This window comes from Pseudoalteromonas sp. SCSIO 43101 (assembly GCF_023650775.1).
GTDB lineage: Bacteria > Pseudomonadota > Gammaproteobacteria > Enterobacterales > Alteromonadaceae > Pseudoalteromonas > Pseudoalteromonas apostichopi.
Map to the genome: position 1 here is coordinate 301,036 of NZ_CP072673.1, position 23,143 is coordinate 324,178.

Genomic DNA, 23,143 nt, shown 5'->3' on the forward strand with positions numbered 1-23,143 from the left:
ATGGGCTTTGTTGTTATTAATGTTTATATGGATAAGCTATAAAAATCAGTGTTTTATTGATAGCACTCAGACGAAAAGTTTATTCACTGATGCGAAATTCAACGCGTTTTTGATATTTTTCTCGGTACTGTTTTGGTGATAAGCCAACATAGCTCTTAAAGCTTCGCGCAAAATAGCTTTGCGAACTAAAGCCCGCTTGCTCTGCTACTTTACCAATCGCTAAATGGCCATCGACTAGCTGTTTCTTTGCAAACTCTAAGCGAGTATTGCGTAAATAGTCAGAGGGAGTTTGTGAATACAAGGCTTTCATTTTTAGTTGCAGAGCACGGGAGCTTAAACATAAGGCTGAGGCTAATTGCTCAACCGAAAAGTTTTCATCTTGATAATGGGCTTGTACTACTTGCTTGAGTTTTTCAGTGAAGGAATAATCTTTATTTTGTACTGTCAATGCGCCTGTATCACTATTCAGAGGAGCTGCCAGTTGGGCTGTTAGATGCTGGTTTAAAATTTGTCTAAGATTAAGCAATCCTTTTACTCTGCTTACTAGTAAAGTGGGCTCAAAAGGTTTGCTCAAAAAGTCATCGGCTAATAAATCAAGTCCTTTCAAGCGGCTGTGGGTATCTGCTTTAGCTGAAAGTAATAACACCGGAATATGGCTGGTGGCCGGGTTTGCTCTGAGTGCTGCTAACAGTTGATAGCCATTCATATTCGGCATCATTACATCACTGATAATGAGCTCTGGTAGGTCTGATTGGCATAAATCAAGCGCTTGCTGACCATCAGCTGCACAGATGCAGTTAAATTCTGCATTAAACAAAGCAAGTAGTAGTTCAGCCATTTCCTTATTATCTTCAACAATCAGTAATGTCTGTTGTGAGTTGCGTAGTTGCGTAATGCTATTAACCTGATTTTCAGCACACTCAACCATAGGCAATGACACAGTAAAGCAACTTCCCTCAGCAATTTTACTGCTTACGCTGATAGACCCACCGTATTGTTCTACAAGCTGCTTTACTAAGCTCAGGCCAATACCACTGCCAGGCTCTGATGATGCTACGCGGGTAAAGCGCTGAAAAATCGACTGTTGATGTTCACTGGCAATACCCACACCTGTATCAGTAATTTTAAAAATCAGTTGTTGCTGCACTTCATCAAGTTGAATATCGACTTTACCGCCGTTAGGCGTGTACTTAAGCGCATTACTTATCAGGTTACTGAAAATAGAATGAGCATGTTCGGGAGCAAGGTTAATCTTACATGTTGTTGAGGTAGTATCATCAAAGCTAAATTGCAGTTGTTTTTGCTCAAACAGAGCACTGAAATCTGCCACTAAGTCTGTTAAAAAGGTTGTAATGGAATAAGGGCTAACAGTGTAAATAGCTGTACTAGGGCGTTGACTCAATTGTAAAAGTTGATTGATCAGTTCAAGTAAGCGTTGGCAGTTACGTTTAATACTAGCCAGTTGATTTTGAGCTTGGGGGTCTGTATTACTTCGCTGTAACTGGCTGATCGGGGCAAGTATTAAACTCAATGGTGTTTTTAGCTCATGGCTAATGTTATCTAAAAATTGATCTTTTAATTTGTTTAGCTCAATCTCGGTTTGTTTTTCTTGCTCTGCGAGTTTGCGTTTGTACAAGGAATTTAAAAGAAGCCAGGTCAGTGTTAAAGCACAAATAAAGTAAATAGCATAGGCTAATTTACTTTGCCACCAAGGAGGCACAACAGTTAATGTTAGTAGCTTTTTGCTGTCACTCCATTGCCCATATTGATCTTTCACTTTTATTAATAATTTGTAGTTCCCAGCAGGGAGCTGAGGGTAATTAATTTGTCTAAGGGATGCATCTGTATATAAAAATTGTTCATCAAAGCCAGCAAGCTTGTAGCCGAATTGGTAGTGCTTTGGTGTCGATCCGTTTTTTAATGCACTAAATTTAAAGCCGATAACGCCAGCAGATTTTGCAAACGCAAATGTCTGAGTTGCACTCGCAAGGGTATTTGCTTGCTTATCGAAGTGATTACTCTTAATAACTCTGTTGTTTAATAATAATTCGGTTAAAACAGGGGTAGGGGGAGAGTGCGATAACTTTAGTTGCTCAGGATAAAAATGATTATAACCATTGATGCCACCAAAAAATAATTCGCCATCGTCTGCTTGAAAGCTCGCACCCAGTATAAAAGATTGGTGCTGAATGCCATCTTCTGGCAAAAACTGCTGCATTTGCTCTGTGGTGGGGTTATAGCGAGTGAGTCCGCCATTGGTTGCTAGCCAAAGCATACCTTGCTTATCGGCGAGAATGTCAAAAATGTTATCGTTCGCCAAACCTTGTTGCTCAGTAATTTGTTTCACCCTGAAGTTATGCTTATTAACTTGATTCAAGCCTTGCATGGTGCCAACCCAAACACTATCGCCATTCAATAATAAAGAGGTGACCATGTTATGGCTGAGCCCAGCTCCGTTAGAGCCTTGCTCATCTAATAAACTAAATTGCTTCGTAGTGATATCCAGTTTATTGAGCCCTGCTCGAGTGCCGACCCAAAGTGAGTGCTCATCACTATCGTAAGCAAGAGTAAATACGGTGTTATTGGCAAGACTGTTTTGAGAATCACTATGTTTATAGTGAGTAACTTTGCCTGATTTTGGCTCAAAGCGAGTTAACCCTTGGTTACTCCCAAGCCAAAGAGCACCAACTTTGTCGCTAGTTATTGCGTATACACGGTCACTGGCTAGCTGGTGGCTTTGCATAGTGAAGGCTTTAAATTCATCACGACTATCTAGATACTTAATTAAGCCACCACCGTAAGTACCTATCCATAACTGCTTGTTAGCATCTTCATGAAGGGCAAATATATTATTATTTGGCAGGGCATTTTTATAATGTTGGTAACCAAACGCTGTTTGACGGTTGAGTCCGTCACGGGTGCCAATCCATACCTCGCCATTGGCTCTTTTTATTATTGAGCGAACAAAATTATGACTTAGTGAATTTGGCTGTGAGGTTTGTAACTGATGAGAAAACTGCTGTTGCTTAGGATCATAGCGATGCACACCATAACCATCGGTGCCCAACCAAATAATGCCTTGTGAATCTTGATAAAGAGATAGGAGAAAGTCGCTAGTCAAGCCATTGGGGTTTTGCTTGTCATGGTCGTATCGAATGTATTGGTCTTGTAAGTCAGCACCTGCAGGTAAAAAGTATAGACCTCGCCCGTAGCTTGTAAGCCAAAGGTTTTGCTGTTGGTCAATAAGGCTGTCAGTGATCCAGACACCATTTAACTGTTCGATTTGCTCACTGGTTTGCGTAAGTAAATCTAGTGTATATAAGCCTTGCTTTGCACCAATAAGCAGTTTTTCATGATTCAACAATTTTAGATGCCAGAGCGGTGAAGTGATTTGAGTATGTTGAGTAAATTGCTCTGTGCTTGGGTTAAATGAAATAAGTCCCATATCAGTGGCAAGCCAGATGAGTTCATCGGTAATAACAATGTCACGTACAAGCGGCAACTGCTGATCTATTTTGTATTGGAAATGTTCAAATTCTTGGTTTGATATATCAAAACGAGTTAACTTACCATGTTCGTGACCTAGCCAAAGAACATCACCTTTAGCCAGTACCATTGACCAAATTTTATCTTCACTTAGTCCTGCCTCATTAGAAGTCGAATAAACCTCAAATTGGCCAGTCTCAGGATTGAGTTTATTGAGTCCTTTGCTGGCGGTCGAAAACCACAGCTGATTATTACTGTCCTTGGCACAGCCTGTGATCCAATTTCCAGAAATACTTTTATTATTGCTGTTAGCTTTGAAGCGTTTAAATTCATAACCATCAAAGCGGTTCAAACCTCCCTGTGTGGCAAACCATAAAAAGCCTTGCTGATCAGTTATGCTGCAAGTGATAGAGTTTTGACTTAGACCTTGTTGGCTATTAAAAGTAGCTAGGTGTAACGAGCGAGCATTAGCCTGCTTACAGATCAAGGTGACGAGGCATAACAGTACAATATTAAAAGAGAGTTTAAATGGCAGCACACTGATCCATGTAGTTTTTTAGTTCCTATATCGGGTTTATAATAAACTGCTTTTTAATCAATGTTAATATTGATTTTTAAACGAACTGATGAGATTTTAACTAATGGGTATCTTTTACTCTTGTGTTAATGAATTGCGTAAGTATAATAGGCATCCACTTTGCAGGGGCGTAGTTCCAATTGGTAGAACAGCGGTCTCCAAAACCGACGGTTGGGAGTTCGAATCTCTCCGCCCCTGCCACTTTTTAAACAATGTGTGTTGAGTCTGAATTTAAAAATCGGTTTAAACAAGTCAGTTTTTAAGTTTAGATTTTAATGGATTAACCCTGCCAGAGCGCAGGGTTGTTGTGTCTGTAGTTAAGGTAAAAATATTATGAGCACGAATGTAGAAACACCATCAAGTGCGATGGATTCAGTAAAGTGGATTGTAGCAATTGCGCTACTAGCAGGCGCAGTCGTTGGTAACCACATGTTTGCAGACCAATCTGTATTATTACGTGCTATTGGTGTAGTGGTTGCTGTTGCAGCTGGTTTAGGCATTGCCTCACTAACTGAAAAAGGTCGTACTTTTCTTGCGTTTGCAAAAGAGTCACGTATCGAAGTACGTAAAGTTGTGTGGCCAACTCGCCAAGAAACAACACATACGACATTAATTGTAATGGTTGCAACTGTGATTATGGCACTTATCCTTTGGGGATTAGATGGCATTTTGTTCCGCGCAGTAGGCTTTTTAACTGGATTGGAGATCTAATCCCATGTCGGATGAGAAGAACGAAAAGAAACTACGTTGGTACGTAGTGCAAGCTTTCTCTGGTTACGAGAAGCGTGTAGCACAAACTATTCTTGAGCACATCAAGATTGAAGGTTTGGAAGATAGTTTTGGTGAAGTATTAGTACCAACTGAAGAAGTTGTTGAGATGCGCGCTGGTCAAAAGCGTAAATCTGAGCGCAAATTCTTCCCAGGTTATGTACTAGTTCAAATGGACATGAACGATGCAAGCTGGCACTTAGTGAACAGCACAGCACGTGTTATGGGCTTCATTGGTGGTACGTCTGATCGTCCAGCTCCAATCAGCCAAAAAGAAGCTGATCGCATCTTGAACCGTCTGCAAGAGAACTCTGAAGCGCCTAAGCCTGCAACATTATTTGAACCAGGTGAAGTTGTTCGTGTTATCGATGGTCCATTTGCTGACTTCAGCGGTGTTGTGGAAGAAGTTGATTACGAGAAGAGCCGCGTAAAAGTGTCTGTTCTTATCTTCGGTCGTTCGACACCTGTTGACCTTGAATTCGGTCAAGTTGAGCAAGACAAGTAAGTAAGAAATTAAAGCTGCCAAAATTGTTTAATATTTTGGCAATAAGCTTGAAAAAGGCCGCTGATTAACTTATAATCAGCGGCCTTTTTGTGTTAGGGCAAGTTATAACTTGTTTTATCACTAAAAAGTGAGAACCAATTTTTAAACTGGGAAGCCGTTAGAGTACGCGTCCTCGCGCGCACAAGGCTATGACCCACCAAATGAGGTATTTATTATGGCTAAAAAAGTTGAAGCTATTATCAAGCTACAAGTTGCCGCTGGTATGGCTAACCCTAGTCCTCCAGTAGGTCCAGCACTAGGTCAACACGGTGTAAACATCATGGAATTCTGTAAAGCGTTCAACGCACGTACAGAGTCTATCGAAAAAGGCGCTCCAGTTCCTGTAGTGATCTCTGTTTACGGTGACCGTTCTTTCACGTTCGACATGAAAACTCCACCGGCTGCTTACTTACTTAAGAAAGCTGCAGGTATCAAATCAGGTTCTGGCCGTCCTAACACTGAAAAAGTGGGTACAGTAACTCGTGCTCAACTTGAAGAAATCGTTGAGACAAAACGACCTGACCTTACAGCGGCTGATATGGACGCTGCAGTTCGCACTATCGCAGGTTCTGCGCGTGCGATGGGCTTGAACGTAGAGGACTAAGATAATGGCAAAATTAACTAAACGTATGCGTACAATCCGCGAAAAAGTGGATGCGACTAAAGATTACGAAATCAACGAAGCAGTTGCTCTTTTAAAAGAGTTAGCGACAGCTAAATTCGTAGAAAGTGTTGACGTTGCTGTTAACCTTGGTATCGATGCTCGTAAATCTGACCAAAACGTACGTGGTGCAACTGTACTACCTAACGGTACTGGTCGTGAAGTTCGTGTTGCTGTATTCACACAAGGCGCTAACGCAGATGCTGCGAAAGAAGCTGGTGCTGAATTAGTGGGTATGGAAGATCTTGCTGAACAAGTTAAGAAAGGCGAGATGAACTTTGACGTTGTTGTTGCATCTCCAGACGCTATGCGTGTTGTTGGTCAACTAGGTCAAATCTTAGGTCCACGTGGTCTAATGCCAAACCCTAAAACTGGTACTGTAACGCCTAACGTTGCAGAAGCAGTTAAAAATGCGAAAGCAGGTCAAGTTCGTTACCGTAACGACAAGAACGGTATCATCCATACTACTATCGGTAAGGTTGATTTCACTGCTGAGCAACTTCAACAAAACCTTGAAGCTCTTATTGTTGCGCTTAAGAAGGCTAAACCTTCTCAAGCAAAAGGTACTTACGTGAAGAAAGTAACTATCTCTACAACAATGGGCGCAGGTGTTGCTGTTGACCAAAACTCTCTAAGCACAGTTGTTGCTTAATTAAGAGTTTACATGGCGCGAAATTTGAACTATAATTTTGCGCCATTTTGTTGAGAAAGTTAATTTCAAAACAAGTAAAGAATTCGGGTTGAAGTCCATAATTTCGTAATGCTCTCGGGTAAAAACGATAAATTGGGCTTCCGTCCAAGACCGTAGGCGGCTTCGGCCTTAATATTTTACCTACGTAGACGGTGTGAATCCCCAGATAGATTTTTCCTAATCTTCTGGCTCTCGCCGTAAAAAGCATCTCCATCTTAGATGGGGAAGAGTAGAACAGGGAAGCCAATTTCGGCAACCCATTAAACCAGGAGTAACACCCATGGCTTTAAATCTTCAAGGCAAAAAAGCAATTGTTGCTGAAGTCAACGAAGCAGCCACTGGTGCTCTTTCTGCAGTTGTTGCAGATTCTCGTGGTGTAACAGTTGGTGCTATCACTGCCCTTCGTAAAGAAGCTCGTGAAGCTGGTGTATGGATGAAAGTTGTTCGTAACACTTTAGCTAAACGTGCTATTGAAGGTACAGATTTTGAGTGCCTTTCTGACTCACTTGTTGGTCCAAGCTTAATCGCTTTCTCTTCAGAGCACCCAGGTGCTGCTGCGCGTATCTTCAAAGATTTCGCGAAGAAGAACGAGAAATTCGAAGTTAAGACGGCTGCATTTGAAGGTAACGTAGTAGACGCAGCTATGCTAGCAACTCTACCTACTTACGACGAAGCTGTTGCACGCTTAATGAGCGCTATGAAAGAAGCGTCTGCAGGTAAATTGTGTAAAACAATTGAAGCAGTACGTGTACAGAAAGAAGAGCAAGCTGCTTAATTTTAAGCTGTTTTTTTGTTCACTTTCGGTGTAATATTTTTTTGGGGCTATATTTAGTCCGTAATAATTAGGAAATTTGTAATGTCTGTAACTAAAGACCAAATCCTTGATGCTATTGCTGAAATGTCAGTAATGGACGTTGTTGCTCTAGTTGAAGCAATGGAAGAAAAATTCGGCGTAACTGCAGCAGCTGCTGTTGTTGCTGGTCCTGCTGCTGAAGCAGCTGAAGAAAAGACTGAGTTCGACGTAATCCTTACTGGCGCTGGCGCTAACAAGGTTGCAGCTATCAAAGCTGTACGTGGTGCTACTGGTCTTGGCCTTAAAGAAGCTAAAGCACTTGTTGAAGCAGCTCCTGCACCTATCAAAGAAGGTGTATCTAAAGAAGAAGCTGAAGCACTTGCAAAAGACCTTACTGAAGCTGGTGCTGAAGTTGAGGTTAAGTAATCTAGCTTACGCTAGGTTCGCTGCCTGAGTAATCAGGCAAGGGCTGGTGATTATTTAATCACCGGCCTTTTTGCGCTATGGAGCGATGCAATCCTGTAACGCAAATAAAATCTAATTTTCTCTTTACTTTCAAGTTGTTACCTTAATCGGTGTTGAAAGTGGCAGAGCAAAATAGAACAACAATTTAATGTTGTACATCTTGGCATAGATGCCAGTTAAGTCTGTTCTTACAAGAACAGGTCGGGTCAAAGATCAGCAAGCTGAGGAACCCCATGGCTTACTCTTATTCTGAAAAGAAACGTATCCGTAAGGATTTTGGTAAACGTCCACAAGTTTTGGATATACCTTTCTTACTGTCGACGCAGTTAGAATCGTTTAAAAAATTCTTAGTCCCTGACGCTGATGGCGATCACGGTTTGGAAGCTGCATTCCGTTCTGTGTTTCCTATCAAAAGCTACTCGGGAAATTCTGAGCTTCAATACGTAAGTTATCGTATTGGTGAGCCAGTATTCGATGTAAAAGAATGTCAAATTCGCGGTGTGACTTATTCTGCTCCACTTCGCGTAAAATTGCGTCTTGTGGTGATGGACAAAGAAGCACCAGGCACAGTTAAAGACATTAAAGAGCAAGAAGTTTACATGGGCGAAATTCCGCTCATGACTGATACCGGTACCTTTGTTATCAATGGTACAGAGCGTGTTATCGTTTCTCAGCTACACCGTAGCCCTGGTGTATTCTTTGATAACGACCGCGGTAAAACTCACTCGTCAGGTAAAGTGCTTTATAACGCGCGTGTAATTCCTTACCGTGGTTCATGGTTAGACTTCGAGTTTGATGCAAAAGATAACCTTTATGTACGTATTGACCGTCGTCGTAAATTACCGGCGTCAATCATCTTACGTGCACTAGAGTACTCAACGGATGAAATCCTAGAGATATTCTTCGATACAACTACGTTTGAAGTTGCTGACGGTAAAGTTCTTATGGAACTTGTTCCTTCGCGCTTACGTGGTGAAACTGCCGCTTTTGATATCAAAGGCGAAGACGGTGAAGTCCTTGTTGAAGCGGGTCGTCGTATTACTGCGCGTCACATCAAGAACATCGAGAAAAAAGGTATTAACCAATTAGAAGTACCGCATGAGTACATCATTGGTCGTGTTGTAGCTAAAAACTATGTTGATGAGTCAACAGGTGAGATCATCGCAAACGCGAATGACGAGCTATCACTTGAGCTAATGGCTGAATTGGTTAAAGCAGGTCACACTAAGATTGATACTCTATATATCAACGAAGTTGACAGCGGCGCCTACATGTCAGATACATTACGTATCGACACAACAAGCAACCGTTTAGAAGCATTAGTAGAAATTTATCGCATGATGCGCCCAGGCGAGCCACCGACGAAAGACGCGGCTGAAGCCTTATTTGATAACTTGTTCTTCTCTGACGAGCGTTACGATTTATCAACAGTTGGTCGTATGAAGTTCAATAGCCGTGTAGGTTATGACTCAGATACTGGCCCTGGCACATTATCGAAAGAAGACATCGTAGCTGTTATGAAAGTGCTTATCGCTATTCGTAACGGTGTTGGCGATGTTGATGATATCGACCACTTAGGTAACCGTCGTATCCGTAGTGTTGGCGAAATGGCTGAGAACCAATTCCGCGTTGGTCTAGTACGTGTTGAGCGTGCTGTACGTGAGCGTTTAAGCTTAGGTGACCTTGACGCTGTAATGCCACAAGATCTTATTAACGCTAAGCCTATTTCGGCAGCGGTTAAAGAGTTCTTTGGTTCATCTCAGTTATCACAGTTCATGGACCAAAATAACCCGCTTTCAGAAGTAACGCATAAGCGTCGTATTTCTGCATTAGGTCCGGGTGGTTTAACACGTGAACGCGCTGGCTTCGAAGTTCGAGACGTTCACGTAACTCACTATGGTCGTGTATGTCCAATCGAAACGCCTGAGGGTCCAAACATCGGTCTAATTAACTCACTGTCTACGTACGCACGTACTAATGACTATGGTTTCTTAGAAACACCTTACCGTAAAGTGGTAAACGGTGTAGTTACTGATGAAGTAGATTACTTATCAGCCATTGAAGAAGGTCAGTTTGTTATCGCTCAGGCGAACTCAAACTTGAACGAAAACAATGAGTTTGTTGATGAACTAATTCCATGTCGTCACAAAGGTGAATCAACCTTTATGGGCAAAATGGACCAACAATATATGGACGTATCACCACAACAGGTGATCTCTGTAGCGGCAGCACTTATCCCGTTCCTAGAACACGATGATGCTAACCGTGCATTGATGGGTTCAAACATGCAACGTCAAGCCGTACCAACTCTTATCGCGGACAAACCGCTGGTAGGTACAGGTATCGAGCTTACACTAGCGAAAGACTCTGGTGTAACTATCGTTGCTAAGCGTGGTGGTGAAGTAATGTATGCGGATGCAAGCCGCATCGTTGTAAATGTACATGAAGATGAGCGTGTTCCTGGTGAAGCGGGCATCGATATTTACAACCTTACTAAATACACTCGCTCAAACCAAAATACATGTATTAACCAAAAACCAACTTGTATGGTTGGTGAGCCGGTAACACGTGGTGACGTATTAGCAGATGGTCCTTCGACTGACCTTGGTGACTTAGCACTTGGTCAAAACCTTCGCGTGGCATTCATGCCATGGAACGGTTATAACTTCGAGGATTCAATCCTACTATCAGAGCGCGTAGTTCAAGAAGATCGTCTAACGACAATCCACATTCAAGAACTACAATGTATCGCACGTGATACTAAATTAGGTCCAGAAGAGATCACAGCAGATATTCCTAACGTAGGTGAATCTGCACTAGGCAAGCTTGATGAGTCAGGCGTTGTTTATATCGGTGCTGAAGTTAAAGGCGGCGATATCCTAGTAGGTAAAGTGACTCCGAAAGGCGAAACGCAATTAACACCAGAAGAAAAGCTACTACGTGCTATCTTCGGTGAGAAAGCGTCAGACGTTAAAGACAGCTCTTTACGTGTACCAAACTCTGTAACTGGTACTGTAATCGACGTACAAGTTTTCACCCGTGACGGTGTTGAAAAAGATAAGCGTGCGTTAGAAGTTGAAGACATGCAGCTTCGCGAAGCGAAGAAAGACTTCAACGAAGAGTTCCGTATCTTAGAAGCAGGCGTATTAGAGCGTGCTCGTAAGTTACTTGTTGACGCTGGTCTGAACGCAGATTCAATTGCATCACTAAATGCTGAAAAGCTGCTTACTCAAAGCCTTGCTGAAGAAGATAAGCAAGCTGAACTTGAGCAACTAGCCGCTCAGTACGATGAGCTTAAAGCTGAATACGATAAGAAGTTTGAAAACAAACGTCGTAAGATCACTCAAGGTGACGACTTAGCACCAGGCGTACTTAAGATTGTTAAAGTATACCTAGCTGTTAAACGTCGTATCCAACCGGGTGATAAGATGGCGGGTCGTCACGGTAACAAAGGTGTTATCTCGACTATCGTACCAGTAGAAGATATGCCATACGATGACAAAGGTCGTACGGTAGACATCGTTCTGAACCCGCTAGGTGTACCATCACGTATGAACATCGGTCAGATCCTAGAAACTCATATGGGTCTTGCTGCACGTGGTGTGGGTGAGCGCTTAGAAGAAATGATGAAAGAGCAGCGTGAACTGCACGAAATCCGTAGCTTCGTTAAGAAAGTTTACGAATTAGGTGATTGTCGTCAGAAAGTCGATATCGACTCGTTCTCTGATGATGAAGTTCGTCGCTTAGCTGAAAACTTGAAAGGTGGTTTACCGATCGCAACTCCAGCCTTTGATGGTGCTCGTGAAAGCGAAATCAAAGACTTACTTGAGCTTGGTGGTTATCCAAGAAGCGGTCAAGTTACACTTTATGATGGCCGTACTGGCGATCAGTTCGAACGTCAAGTAACTGTTGGTTACATGTACATGTTGAAACTTAACCACTTGGTTGATGACAAGATGCACGCACGTTCAACTGGTTCTTACAGCCTTGTTACTCAGCAGCCGCTGGGTGGTAAAGCTCAGTTCGGTGGCCAGCGTTTCGGTGAGATGGAGGTGTGGGCACTAGAAGCTTACGGTGCTGCATATACTCTACAAGAAATGCTAACAGTGAAATCGGATGACGTGAACGGTCGTACTAAGATGTATAAGAACATCGTAGATGGTAACCATAAGATGGAACCAGGTATGCCAGAATCGTTCAACGTATTGTTGAAAGAAATCCGCTCACTGGGTATCAACATCGAGTTGGAAGAAAATTAAGCCATTTAGGTGCGGCGTAAGCCGCACCTGTTAGGCCGAATAGAATGTAGGGGCGATTGTTTCGCCCTCAAGATTAACCTCCGACAGGAGAGCTAAGGTGAAAGACTTACTTAAGTTTCTGAAGCAACAAAATAAGACCGAAGAATTCGATGCAATTCGCATTGGTCTTGCTTCGCCAGATATGGTTCGTTCATGGTCATACGGTGAAGTAAAGAAACCTGAGACAATCAACTACCGTACTTTCAAGCCTGAGCGCGACGGCTTATTCTGTGCCCGTATTTTCGGCCCAGTGAAAGATTATGAGTGTTTATGTGGTAAATATAAGCGCCTTAAGCACCGTGGTGTTATTTGTGAAAAGTGTGGCGTTGAAGTAACGCTAACTAAAGTGCGTCGTGACCGTATGGGTCATATTGAGCTTGCGAGCCCAGTTGCGCACATTTGGTTCTTAAAATCATTACCGTCACGTATCGGCTTAATGCTAGACATGACACTTCGTGACATCGAGCGCGTACTTTACTTCGAATCATTCGTAGTAACTGAGCCTGGTATGACAACGCTTGAGCGTGGTCAGCTTTTAGGTGAAGAAGAGTACTTAGATGCACTTGAAGAGCACGGTGATGAGTTTGAAGCGAAGATGGGTGCTGAAGCAGTATTAGACTTGCTTCGTGAACTTGATCTTGGCCAATTAATTGCTGAAATGCGTGAAGAGTTACCAACAATTAACTCTGAAACTAAGCGTAAGAAGATCACTAAACGTCTTAAATTAATGGAATCTTTCCACCAATCAGGTAACAACCCTGAGTGGATGATCATGACAGTACTTCCAGTACTTCCGCCTGATCTACGTCCATTAGTACCTCTAGACGGTGGTCGTTTTGCGACTTCTGATCTGAATGACCTTTACCGTCGTGTTATTAACCGTAATAACCGTCTTAAACGTCTATTAGATCTAGCAGCACCAGACATTATCGTACGCAACGAAAAACGTATGTTACAAGAAGCGGTAGATGCGCTACTTGATAACGGTCGTCGCGGTCGTGCGATTACAGGTTCTAACAAACGTCCTCTGAAATCGCTTGCTGATATGATCAAAGGTAAGCAAGGTCGTTTCCGTCAGAACTTACTTGGTAAACGTGTAGATTACTCTGGCCGTTCTGTAATCACAGTAGGTCCTACGCTTAAACTACACCAGTGTGGTCTTCCTAAGAAGATGGCACTTGAGCTATTCAAACCATTTATCTACGGTAAGCTAGAGCGTCGCGGCATGGCTACGACTATCAAAGCTGCTAAGAAGATGGTTGAGCGTGAAGTAGCAGAAGTATGGGATGTACTAGACGAAGTAATTCGTGAGCATCCAGTATTACTGAACCGTGCACCAACACTTCACCGTTTGGGTATCCAAGCGTTCGAACCTGTGCTTATCGAAGGTAAAGCGATTCATTTACACCCATTAGTTTGTGCGGCATACAACGCTGACTTCGATGGTGACCAAATGGCGGTACACGTACCGTTAACGCTTGAAGCACAATTAGAAGCACGTGCTCTAATGATGTCTACTAACAACATCCTATCTCCAGCGAATGGTGAGCCAATCATCGTTCCTTCACAGGACGTTGTATTAGGTCTTTACTACATGACTCGTGATCGCATCAATGCGAAAGGCGAAGGTATTGTATTTAAAGATCCTAAAGAAGCTGAAAAAGCATACCGCAGCGGTAACGCTGAGTTACATGCACGCGTAAAAGTACGTATCAGCGAGACAATCAGTAATGAAGATGGTGAAACAGTTGAGCAAGTATCTATTGTTGAAACAACAGTAGGTCGTGCGATCCTTTCACTAATCCTACCTAAAGGCATGCCGTTTGAGTTAATCAACCAAGCCCTAGGTAAGAAACAAATTTCTGGCTTATTAAACGAGTGTTACCGTCGTCTAGGTCTTAAAGATACAGTTATCTTTGCTGACCAAGTAATGTACACCGGTTTCCACTACGCAATGAAGTCAGGTGTTTCAATCGGTATCGATGACTTAGTTATCCCACCGGTTAAAGCAGAAATCATTGAATCAGCGGAAGCTGAAGTAACTGAAATCAACCAACAATTCCAATCAGGTCTTGTAACGGCTGGTGAAAAGTACAATAAAGTTATCGATATCTGGTCACGTGTAAATGAAAACTTATCACGTGAGATGATGGCAAACTTATCAAAAGACACTGTAATCAACGCTAAAGGCGAAGAAGAAGAGCAATCTTCATTCAACTCAGTGTTTATGATGGCAGACTCAGGTGCACGTGGTAGCGCCGCTCAGATCCGTCAGTTAGCGGGTATGCGTGGTCTAATGGCACGTCCAGATGGTTCAATCATCGAGACACCAATCACGGCGAACTTCCGTGAAGGTCTAAACGTACTACAGTACTTCATCTCAACGCACGGTGCGCGTAAAGGTCTTGCCGATACAGCACTTAAAACAGCAAACTCGGGTTACTTAACGCGTCGTCTAGTAGACGTTGCACAAGATTTAGTAATCAATGAAGACGATTGTGGCACAGAAGATGGCTTAACAATGAAACCGCTTATCGAGGGTGGTGACGTTGTAGAAGCGCTTCGCGAACGTGTTCTTGGTCGTGTTGTTGCTGAAGATGTATTAATTCCAAATACTAACGAAGTACTTGTTGAGCGTAATATCATGCTTGACGAAAAACTGTGTGACCTTCTAGAAGAGCATTCAGTAGATGAAGTACGCGTTCGTTCAGTAATCACTTGTGATAATGACTTTGGTGTATGTGCTAAGTGTTACGGTCGTGACCTTGCACGTGGCCACATCATTAATCCAGGTGAGTCAGTAGGTGTTATCGCGGCGCAATCAATCGGTGAGCCGGGTACACAGCTTACGATGCGTACCTTCCACATCGGTGGTGCAGCATCTCGAGCGTCTGCTGAAAATAGTGTACAAGTTAAAACTAACGGTACATTGAAGTTACACAACGCGAAGTACGTATTAAACACAGACGGTAAGATTGTTATCACGTCTCGTTCAACAGAGATCACTATCATCGATAGCTTTGGTCGTGAGAAAGAGCGTTATAAAGTACCTTACGGTGCGGTGTTATCTGTACAAGATAATGCAGAAGTTCAAGGTAACGATATCGTTGCAACTTGGGATCCGCATAGTCACCCAATCGTTCTTGAGCATAAGTCAAAAATCTCGTTCAGCGACATTGATGACTCAAATACCGAAGCACAAACAGATGAGTTAACTGGTTTAACTCGTGTGGTTGTTAAAGACTTAGGTAAAGCAAATGCGAAAGAACCTAAACTAATCATCGAAAGCGATGAGCGTGGTCTGCAAGAAACACGTCTACCTTCATTCACAACGATTGAAGTAACCGACGGTGCAACTGCAAACCCAGGTGACGTACTTGCACGTATTCCGCAAGAAGGTTCGAAGACTCGTGATATCACGGGTGGTCTACCTCGCGTAGCTGACTTATTCGAAGCACGTAAACCGAAAGATCCTGCAATTCTTGCAGAAATCACAGGTACTATCAGCTTCGGTAAAGAAACAAAAGGTAAGAAGCGTCTTGTAATCACTCCAGCTGAGGGTGACGCATACGAAGAGATGATTCCTAAATGGCGTCAACTTAACGTGTTCGAAGGTGAGCAAGTGTCTAAAGGTGAGGTTATCGCCGATGGTCCAGAGTCACCACATGACATCTTACGCTTACGTGGTGTAACTCATGTAGCTAACTACATCGTTAACGAAGTGCAAGAGGTTTACCGCTTGCAGGGCGTTAAGATCAATGACAAGCACATTGAGACAATTATTCGTCAGATGCTACGTAAATGTATCATCCTTGACGGCGGTGACACTGAGTTCTTAGCCGGTGAACAAGTTGAAGTGGCACGCGTTAACATCGCGAACCGTGAACTTGAGAAACAAGGTAAGATCCCAGCGAAGTTTGAAATCCAGTTAATGGGTATCACTAAAGCGTCACTTGCAACAGAATCTTTCATTTCTGCAGCATCATTCCAGGAGACAACTCGTGTCCTAACTGAAGCAGCTGTAAATGGTAAGAGCGATGAACTTCGTGGTCTGAAAGAGAACGTAATCGTGGGTCGTCTGATCCCAGCTGGTACAGGCTTTGCGTATCACCAAGACCGTTTGAATCGTCGCAAGCAAGGTGAAATCGTTGAAGAGCAAACAGTAAGTGCTGAAGAGGCGACTCAAGCACTAACTGACGCACTTAACGCAGATATCTCTGGAAACCAATAATCTCAGCTTAATCAATAGATTAAGAAATCGTAAGGCAGTTATCTTCTGCCTTACGATGAGTTAAGGTTGACAGGTTAAACTTTGCTCATTAAAATTCCGCCACCCATTTGCCTGCACGTTTTGTAACGAGCATGTAAACAGGGCGGATTTTTTTATTTTTTCAGTAGTAATTTTAATTTCAGGAGCTATTTAAATGGCAACTATTAACCAGCTAGTGCGTAAGCCACGTCGTAGCAAAGTTACTAAAAGTAACTCAGCTGCACTTAAAGCTTGTCCGCAAAAGCGTGGTGTATGTACTCGTGTATATACAACTACACCTAAGAAACCAAACTCTGCATTACGTAAAGTAGCGCGTGTTCGTTTAACTAACGGTTTCGAAGTAACATCTTACATCGGTGGTGAAGGCCACAACTTACAAGAGCACAGTGTAATCCTTATCCGTGGTGGTCGTGTTAAAGACTTACCAGGTGTGCGTTTCCACACTGTACGTGGTGCACTTGACTGTGCAGGCGTTAGCGACCGTCGTCAAGCTCGTTCTAAATACGGTGCTAAACGCCCTAAGGGCTAATGGTTCTCCGTTAGTAAGGCCAAGCACTAAATTTTTAAATTAATTGTTTTGGGTATTGACTCTAAAAGAGCAAACCTGAAGATACCGGAGATACAAAATGCCTAGAAGACGCGTAATAGGTCAACGTAAAATTCTTCCAGATCCTAAGTTCGGATCGGAACTTCTTGCTAAATTCGTTAACGTAGTAATGTTAGACGGCAAGAAATCTACTGCTGAAAAAATCGTTTATGGTGCGTTAGACGTGGCTGCTGAGAAATCAGGCAAGTCGCACCTTGAAATCTTTGAAGCTGCACTTGAAAACGTTCGCCCACAGGTAGAGGTTAAATCTCGCCGTGTTGGTGGTTCAACGTACCAAGTACCAGTTGAAGTACGTCCAGTACGTCGCAACGCATTAGGTATGCGTTGGTTAGTAGACGCTGCACGTAAGCGTGGCGAAAAATCTATGGGCTTACGTTTAGCTCAAGAAATCGTTGACGCTGCTGACAACAAAGGCACTGCGGTTAAGAAACGTGAAGACGTTCACCGTATGGCTGAAGCGAATAAAGCATTCGCTCATTACCGTTGGTAATCTGCCCTTAACCTTTAAGAGGATCATATGGCACGTACAACTCCACTTGAGCGCTATCGCAATATCGGTATTTGCGCTCACGTAGATGCAGGTAAAACCACCACAACAGAACGTGTTCTGTTCTACACAGGTCTTTCTCATAAGATCGGTGAAGTACATGATGGTGCTGCAACTATGGATTGGATGGAGCAGGAACAAGAGCGTGGTATCACAATCACTTCTGCTGCAACAACGTGTTTTTGGAAAGGGATGGACGCTCAATTTGACGACCATCGCATCAATATCATTGATACTCCAGGACACGTAGATTTCACTATCGAAGTAGAGCGTTCTTTACGCGTACTAGATGGTGCGGTAGTTGTTCTTTGTGCTTCATCTGGTGTACAGCCGCAAACTGAGACAGTTTGGCGCCAAGCGAACAAATACGAAGTTCCTCGCATGATCTTCGTAAATAAAATGGATCGCACTGGCGCTGACTTCTTAACTGTTGTGGACCAGGTGAAATCTCGTCTTGGAGCAACGCCTGTTCCAATTCAGCTACCAATTGGTGCTGAAGACGACTTTAAAGGTGTTATTGACCTTATTAAGATGAAAGCCATTAACTGGAATGCCGAAGATCAAGGCATGACTTTCTCTTATGAGGCCATTCCGGCAGAGCTTCTGGAGCTTGCAGAAGAATGGCGTTCTCACATGGTTGAGAGCGCTGCTGAAGCATCAGAAGAACTAATGGACAAATATCTAGAAGGTGAAGACCTGACTGAAGCTGAAATTAAAGCCGCTTTACGTCAGCGCACATTAGCTAACGAAATTGTTCCAATGACGTGTGGTAGTGCATTTAAGAATAAGGGCGTTCAAGCTGTGCTTGATGCTGTTATCGAATATATGCCTGCTCCAACACAAGTGAAACAAATCCAAGGTATCGTTGAAGATGGTACTGAGGAAGAACGTCCTGCTGATGACAACGCACCGTTTGCCGCACTTGCTTTTAAGATTGCGACAGACCCGTTCGTTGGCACCTTGACCTTCTTCCGTGTTTACTCTGGTACTGTTAAACAGGGTGACGCGGTATACAACCCAGTTAAAAGTAAGCGTGAGCGACTTGGTCGTATCGTTCAGATGCATTCAAACTCACGTGAAGAGATCAAAGTAGTCTACGCAGGCGACATCGCAGCGGCTATTGGTCTTAAAGACGTAACAACAGGTGAGACACTGTGTGATCCGAACTCAGTCATTACGCTTGAGCGTATGGAGTTCCCTGAGCCAGTTATCTCTGTTGCGGTAGAGCCTCGCACAGTAGCTGACCAAGATAAGATGGGAATCGCGCTAGGTAAACTAGCGGCAGAAGATCCATCTTTCCGAGTACAAACTGACGAAGAATCAGGCCAGACTATTATTTCTGGCATGGGTGAACTTCACCTTGATATCATTGTCGACCGTATGAAGCGTGAATTCAGTGTTGAATGTAACGTTGGTAAGCCACAGGTAGCATACCGTGAAGCTATCCGTTCAGCTGTTGAAGTTGAAGGGAAGTTCGTACGTCAATCAGGTGGTCGTGGTCAATATGGTCACGTCTGGCTTAAACTTGAACCGATGGATATTTCGGAAGATGATGCGCCAATTTATGAGTTCGTTAACGAAATCGTTGGTGGTTCTGTTCCTAAAGAATACATCCCTGCGGTAGACAAAGGTATCCAAGAGCAAATGACTCAAGGTGTACTGGCAGGCTACCCATTACTTGGCGTTAAAGCGACTCTGTTTGATGGTTCATTCCATGATGTAGATTCGAATGAAATGGCATTTAAGATTGCAGGTTCAATGGCGATGAAGAAAGGTGCGCTTGAAGCAAACCCAGCTCTTCTAGAACCAGTAATGAAGGTTGAAGTTATCACTCCTGAAGAAAACATGGGTGATGTAGTTGGTGACTTAAACCGTCGCCGCGGCATGATCGAAGGCATGGAAGAAGCATTCGGTGGTCTTAAGCAAATTAATGCGCAAGTACCACTTTCTGAAATGTTTGGTTATGCAACTGATCTGCGATCTGCAACACAAGGCCGTGCATCATACTCTATGGAGTTTTTGAAGTATGCAGAAGCCTCTAAGAATGTTGCAGATGCAATAATTGCAGCTCGCGCTGTTATATGATTTAGCTTGTCTGGCCCAATAGTGGGTCAGGCGTTAATTTCTTTATAGGAATTTTTTAAGATGGCAAAAGAAAAGTTTGAACGCGTAAAACCGCACGTAAACGTTGGTACAATCGGCCACGTTGACCACGGTAAAACAACTCTAACAGCAGCAATCACTAACGTACTTGCAAAAGTATACGGTGGTGTAGCTAAAGACTTCGCATCAATCGATAACGCTCCAGAAGAGCGTGAGCGTGGTATCACAATCTCAACTTCACACGTTGAGTACGATACTCCTACTCGTCACTACGCACACGTAGACTGTCCAGGACACGCCGATTATGTTAAAAACATGATCACTGGTGCTGCTCAAATGGACGGCGCAATCCTAGTAGTTGCTGCGACTGACGGTCCTATGCCACAAACTCGTGAGCACATCCTACTTTCTCGTCAGGTTGGTGTACCTTACATCATCGTATTCATGAACAAATGTGACATGGTTGACGACGAAGAGCTACTTGAGCTAGTTGAGATGGAAGTTCGTGAACTTCTTTCAGAGTACGACTTCCCAGGTGATGACTTACCACTAATCCAAGGTTCAGCGCTTAAAGCGTTAGAAGGCGAGAAAGAGTGGGAAGACAAAATCGTTGAGCTTGCAGAAGCACTAGATTCTTACATCCCAGAGCCAGAGCGTGACATCGATAAGCCATTCATCATGCCTATCGAAGACGTATTCTCAATCCAAGGTCGTGGTACTGTTGTAACTGGCCGTGTTGAAGCTGGTATCATCAACGTGAATGACGAAGTTGAAATCGTAGGTATCAAAGAAACTACGAAGACAACTTGTACAGGTGTTGAGATGTTCCGTAAGCTTCTAGACGAAGGTCGTGCGGGTGAGAACATCGGTGCACTTCTACGTGGTACTAAGCGTGAAGACGTTGAACGTGGTCAAGTACTAGCTAAGCCTGGTTCAATCACTCCACACACGAAGTTCACTTCAGAAGTATACGTACTTTCTAAAGATGAAGGTGGTCGTCACACTCCATTCTTCAAAGGTTACCGTCCACAGTTCTACTTCCGTACAACTGACGTAACAGGTGACGTACAGTTACCAGACGGCGTTGAAATGGTAATGCCTGGTGATAACATCAAAATGACTGTAGAACTAATCTGCCCAATCGCGATGGACGAAGGTTTACGCTTCGCTATCCGTGAAGGTGGCCGTACAGTTGGTGCTGGTGTTGTTGCAACTATCGTTGAGTAATATCAACAGATAGAGCTTCACAGCTTATAAAAAGGTCGCCTAGGCGGCCTTTTTTAATATCTGTAGAAAAGCTATCAGCTGTCAGCTTTCAGACGTCAGTTCACACAGATTGGTGGGGTTTTTTAGTGTGGTGTCTCACTCATCATTCGGCCTGTTCATTCTTTGGGTAGGTTGGTTTGAGCGAAGCGAAACCCAACACAATCCATGCAAACCTGTTCTTTTATAAACCCAAACCATCATAAAGCACTCCCAAGGTTATACTTGACCTAGAACCTAGAACCTAGAACCTAGAACCTAGAATCTTTTCCCTCGCTAACTCACACCTAGCAACTAGCCCTATTATTTCCCCTAAAACTAAATACTTACCTTCTTGCATTGCTTGTGCTGTTTCACCATTTCGTCATGAAAAGTCACTTTTTTAGTAACAATGCGTTCTTAGTATTACTGGGCTAATTATCCAAGTGCAGCTTAGTTAGCACTCAAATTCTTAAAATAATGTACTAACGGAACGTAACGATGAAAATTAATAAAATTGCTACTGCAATTGGTTTAACGTTGGCATTGTCAGCCACGGCCAATGCAGGTGTGTTACCAGACAGTCAAAAACAAAATGATTGGTATAGTGCTGCTGAAATAAAATTAACAGAAAAAGAAGCGGCGGCCCAGGTTGAGCAAACGTTTAAAGCTAAAAATGTCATTCTATTTGTTGGTGATGGTATGGGTATTTCAACGCTTACTGCATCGCGTATCATGGCGGGTCAAATGGAAGGTAAGTCGGGCGAAGAAGGCTTATTAAGCTTTGAGGAGTTTCCTTACTCTGCGCAAATCAAAACGTATAACGTTGATGCGCAAACACCTGACTCAGCAGGCACAATGACAGCAATTATTTCAGGCGTTAAAACTGATGTGGGTGTAATTGGTGTGAACGAAAACATCGAGCGTGGCAAGTGTGCAACAGTTGCGGGTAACGAATTAATTACTGCTACAGAGCTTGCGGAAATCAAAGGTCTAGCAACAGGCGTTATCTCAACGGCGCGCATTACACACGCAACACCTGCAGCAACGTATGCAAAATCAGCCGATCGTAACTGGGAAGATGTATCAGACATGCCAGCTGATGCCGTAGAAGCTGGCTGTGAAGACATTGCATCGCAACTCGTTAATTTCGAGAAGAACCTTGAAGCACGCTTCGTAGGAACCGACGTTGATGGTCTTGAGGTGGTGATGGGCGGTGGTCGTCGTCACTTTTTACCGAAAGACGCAGCATTCAACTCAGCTGATGCAGTCAGTGAAGTGGAAGGTGACCGTACGGATGAGCGTGACCTAACGGCGGAATGGCAAGAAATGTACCCTGATGGCAAGTACGTGATGGACCAAGCAGGCTTTGATACGCTTAATGCTGATACAAAACGTGTATTCGCATTGTTCAATGAGTCACACATGCAATATGAAGCTGACCGCGCTAACGATGTAGCGGGTGAGCCGTCATTATCTGAAATGACGGGTAAAGCGATTGATATCTTAAAGAGCAATGAAAAAGGCTTTTTCTTAACCGTTGAATCTGGTCGTATTGATCATGCTCACCATGCGGGTAATGCTTACAACGCGCTAAACGATACTGTTGAATTTGCCAAAGCTGTGCAAACAGCTGTAGAAAACACCAATCCAGAAGAAACTCTTATCCTTGTTACCGCTGACCACAGTCATGTATTTACTATCGCAGGTTATCCAAAGCGCGGTAACCCTATCTTAGGCCAAGTAGTTGCAATAGGTAGCGAAGAGCCAAGCCTTGCTGCTGATGGTATGCCTTACACTACAGTGGGTTATGCAAATGGTTTAGGTTTCCGTGATTTAGGCGATGAGACAGATGCAGATGTATCTTATAACGAAGCAGCATTGGCTGGTCGTGTTGATTTAACGGGGGTTGATACAACGACACCTGGTTATCACCAAGAAGCCACTGTGCCATTAGGTTCTGAAACTCATGCGGGTGAAGATATTTCACTTCATGCAAAAGGTCCAGGTGCGCAACTAGTACAAGGCGTTGTGGAGCAAAACGTAATTTTCCACATCATTAACCAAGCTCTAGAACTAATTGAAGAATAA

At 43.3% G+C, this 23,143-nt stretch carries 14 protein-coding genes and 1 tRNA gene; 14 read left to right on the forward strand and 1 reads right to left on the reverse strand.

Features of this window, described 5'->3' with window-relative positions; genetic code table 11:
• Nucleotides 1-79 precede the first annotated feature (79 nt).
• The gene (locus J8Z25_RS01480) at nucleotides 80-4,024 is read right to left on the reverse strand and encodes a hybrid sensor histidine kinase/response regulator transcription factor (RefSeq protein WP_250661557.1); all 3,945 of its coding nucleotides are present in this window, start codon (nucleotides 4,022-4,024) and stop codon (nucleotides 80-82) included.
• Nucleotides 4,025-4,187: 163 nt separating this feature from the next.
• Between J8Z25_RS01480 and J8Z25_RS01485 the strand changes: the two genes are divergently transcribed.
• The 14 genes from J8Z25_RS01485 to J8Z25_RS01550 all read left to right on the forward strand — a co-directional run bounded on the left by J8Z25_RS01485 (nucleotide 4,188) and on the right by J8Z25_RS01550 (nucleotide 23,143).
• Nucleotides 4,188-4,264: transfer RNA gene (locus J8Z25_RS01485), tRNA-Trp, on the forward strand.
• A 132-nt stretch (nucleotides 4,265-4,396) separates the two neighbouring features.
• Nucleotides 4,397-4,774: a preprotein translocase subunit SecE gene (secE, locus tag J8Z25_RS01490; protein WP_130049901.1), complete on the forward strand. Its 378-nt coding sequence runs from the start codon at nucleotides 4,397-4,399 to the stop codon at nucleotides 4,772-4,774.
• A gap of 4 nt (nucleotides 4,775-4,778) precedes the next feature.
• Entirely contained in the window at nucleotides 4,779-5,336 is a 558-nt protein-coding gene (gene nusG, locus J8Z25_RS01495; protein WP_054554826.1) for a transcription termination/antitermination protein NusG, read from the forward strand.
• Between the two features lie 214 nt (nucleotides 5,337-5,550).
• The gene (gene rplK / locus J8Z25_RS01500; protein WP_054554827.1) at nucleotides 5,551-5,979 is read left to right on the forward strand and encodes a 50S ribosomal protein L11; all 429 of its coding nucleotides are present in this window, start codon (nucleotides 5,551-5,553) and stop codon (nucleotides 5,977-5,979) included.
• 4 nt (nucleotides 5,980-5,983) lie between these two features.
• Nucleotides 5,984-6,688, forward strand: coding sequence for a 50S ribosomal protein L1 (gene rplA / locus J8Z25_RS01505; RefSeq protein ID WP_062568393.1), 705 nt, complete (start codon nucleotides 5,984-5,986; stop codon nucleotides 6,686-6,688).
• A gap of 319 nt (nucleotides 6,689-7,007) precedes the next feature.
• Nucleotides 7,008-7,502 carry a 50S ribosomal protein L10 gene (gene rplJ / locus J8Z25_RS01510; protein ID WP_130049900.1) on the forward strand — a complete coding sequence of 165 codons (495 nt, stop codon included), beginning with the start codon at nucleotides 7,008-7,010 and terminating at the stop codon, nucleotides 7,500-7,502.
• Nucleotides 7,503-7,583: 81 nt separating this feature from the next.
• Nucleotides 7,584-7,946, forward strand: a complete 363-nt coding sequence (gene rplL / locus J8Z25_RS01515; protein ID WP_054554830.1) for a 50S ribosomal protein L7/L12 — start codon at nucleotides 7,584-7,586, stop codon at nucleotides 7,944-7,946.
• A gap of 272 nt (nucleotides 7,947-8,218) precedes the next feature.
• Nucleotides 8,219-12,244: a DNA-directed RNA polymerase subunit beta gene (gene rpoB, locus J8Z25_RS01520; RefSeq protein ID WP_178926526.1), complete on the forward strand. Its 4,026-nt coding sequence runs from the start codon at nucleotides 8,219-8,221 to the stop codon at nucleotides 12,242-12,244.
• A gap of 97 nt (nucleotides 12,245-12,341) precedes the next feature.
• Nucleotides 12,342-16,514 (forward strand): DNA-directed RNA polymerase subunit beta', encoded by a 4,173-nt coding sequence (gene rpoC, locus J8Z25_RS01525; RefSeq protein WP_130049898.1) that lies wholly within the window; start codon nucleotides 12,342-12,344, stop codon nucleotides 16,512-16,514.
• A 193-nt stretch (nucleotides 16,515-16,707) separates the two neighbouring features.
• Nucleotides 16,708-17,082, forward strand: coding sequence for a 30S ribosomal protein S12 (gene rpsL / locus J8Z25_RS01530; RefSeq protein WP_002958885.1), 375 nt, complete (start codon nucleotides 16,708-16,710; stop codon nucleotides 17,080-17,082).
• A gap of 97 nt (nucleotides 17,083-17,179) precedes the next feature.
• The gene (gene rpsG, locus J8Z25_RS01535; RefSeq protein ID WP_054554834.1) at nucleotides 17,180-17,650 is read left to right on the forward strand and encodes a 30S ribosomal protein S7; all 471 of its coding nucleotides are present in this window, start codon (nucleotides 17,180-17,182) and stop codon (nucleotides 17,648-17,650) included.
• A 27-nt stretch (nucleotides 17,651-17,677) separates the two neighbouring features.
• A complete protein-coding gene (gene fusA / locus J8Z25_RS01540) occupies nucleotides 17,678-19,792 on the forward strand; it encodes an elongation factor G (protein WP_130049897.1) in 2,115 nt (704 codons plus the stop codon).
• 60 nt (nucleotides 19,793-19,852) lie between these two features.
• Nucleotides 19,853-21,037 carry an elongation factor Tu gene (gene tuf / locus J8Z25_RS01545; protein ID WP_054564107.1) on the forward strand — a complete coding sequence of 395 codons (1,185 nt, stop codon included), beginning with the start codon at nucleotides 19,853-19,855 and terminating at the stop codon, nucleotides 21,035-21,037.
• Nucleotides 21,038-21,553: 516 nt separating this feature from the next.
• Entirely contained in the window at nucleotides 21,554-23,143 is a 1,590-nt protein-coding gene (locus tag J8Z25_RS01550) for an alkaline phosphatase (protein ID WP_250661558.1), read from the forward strand.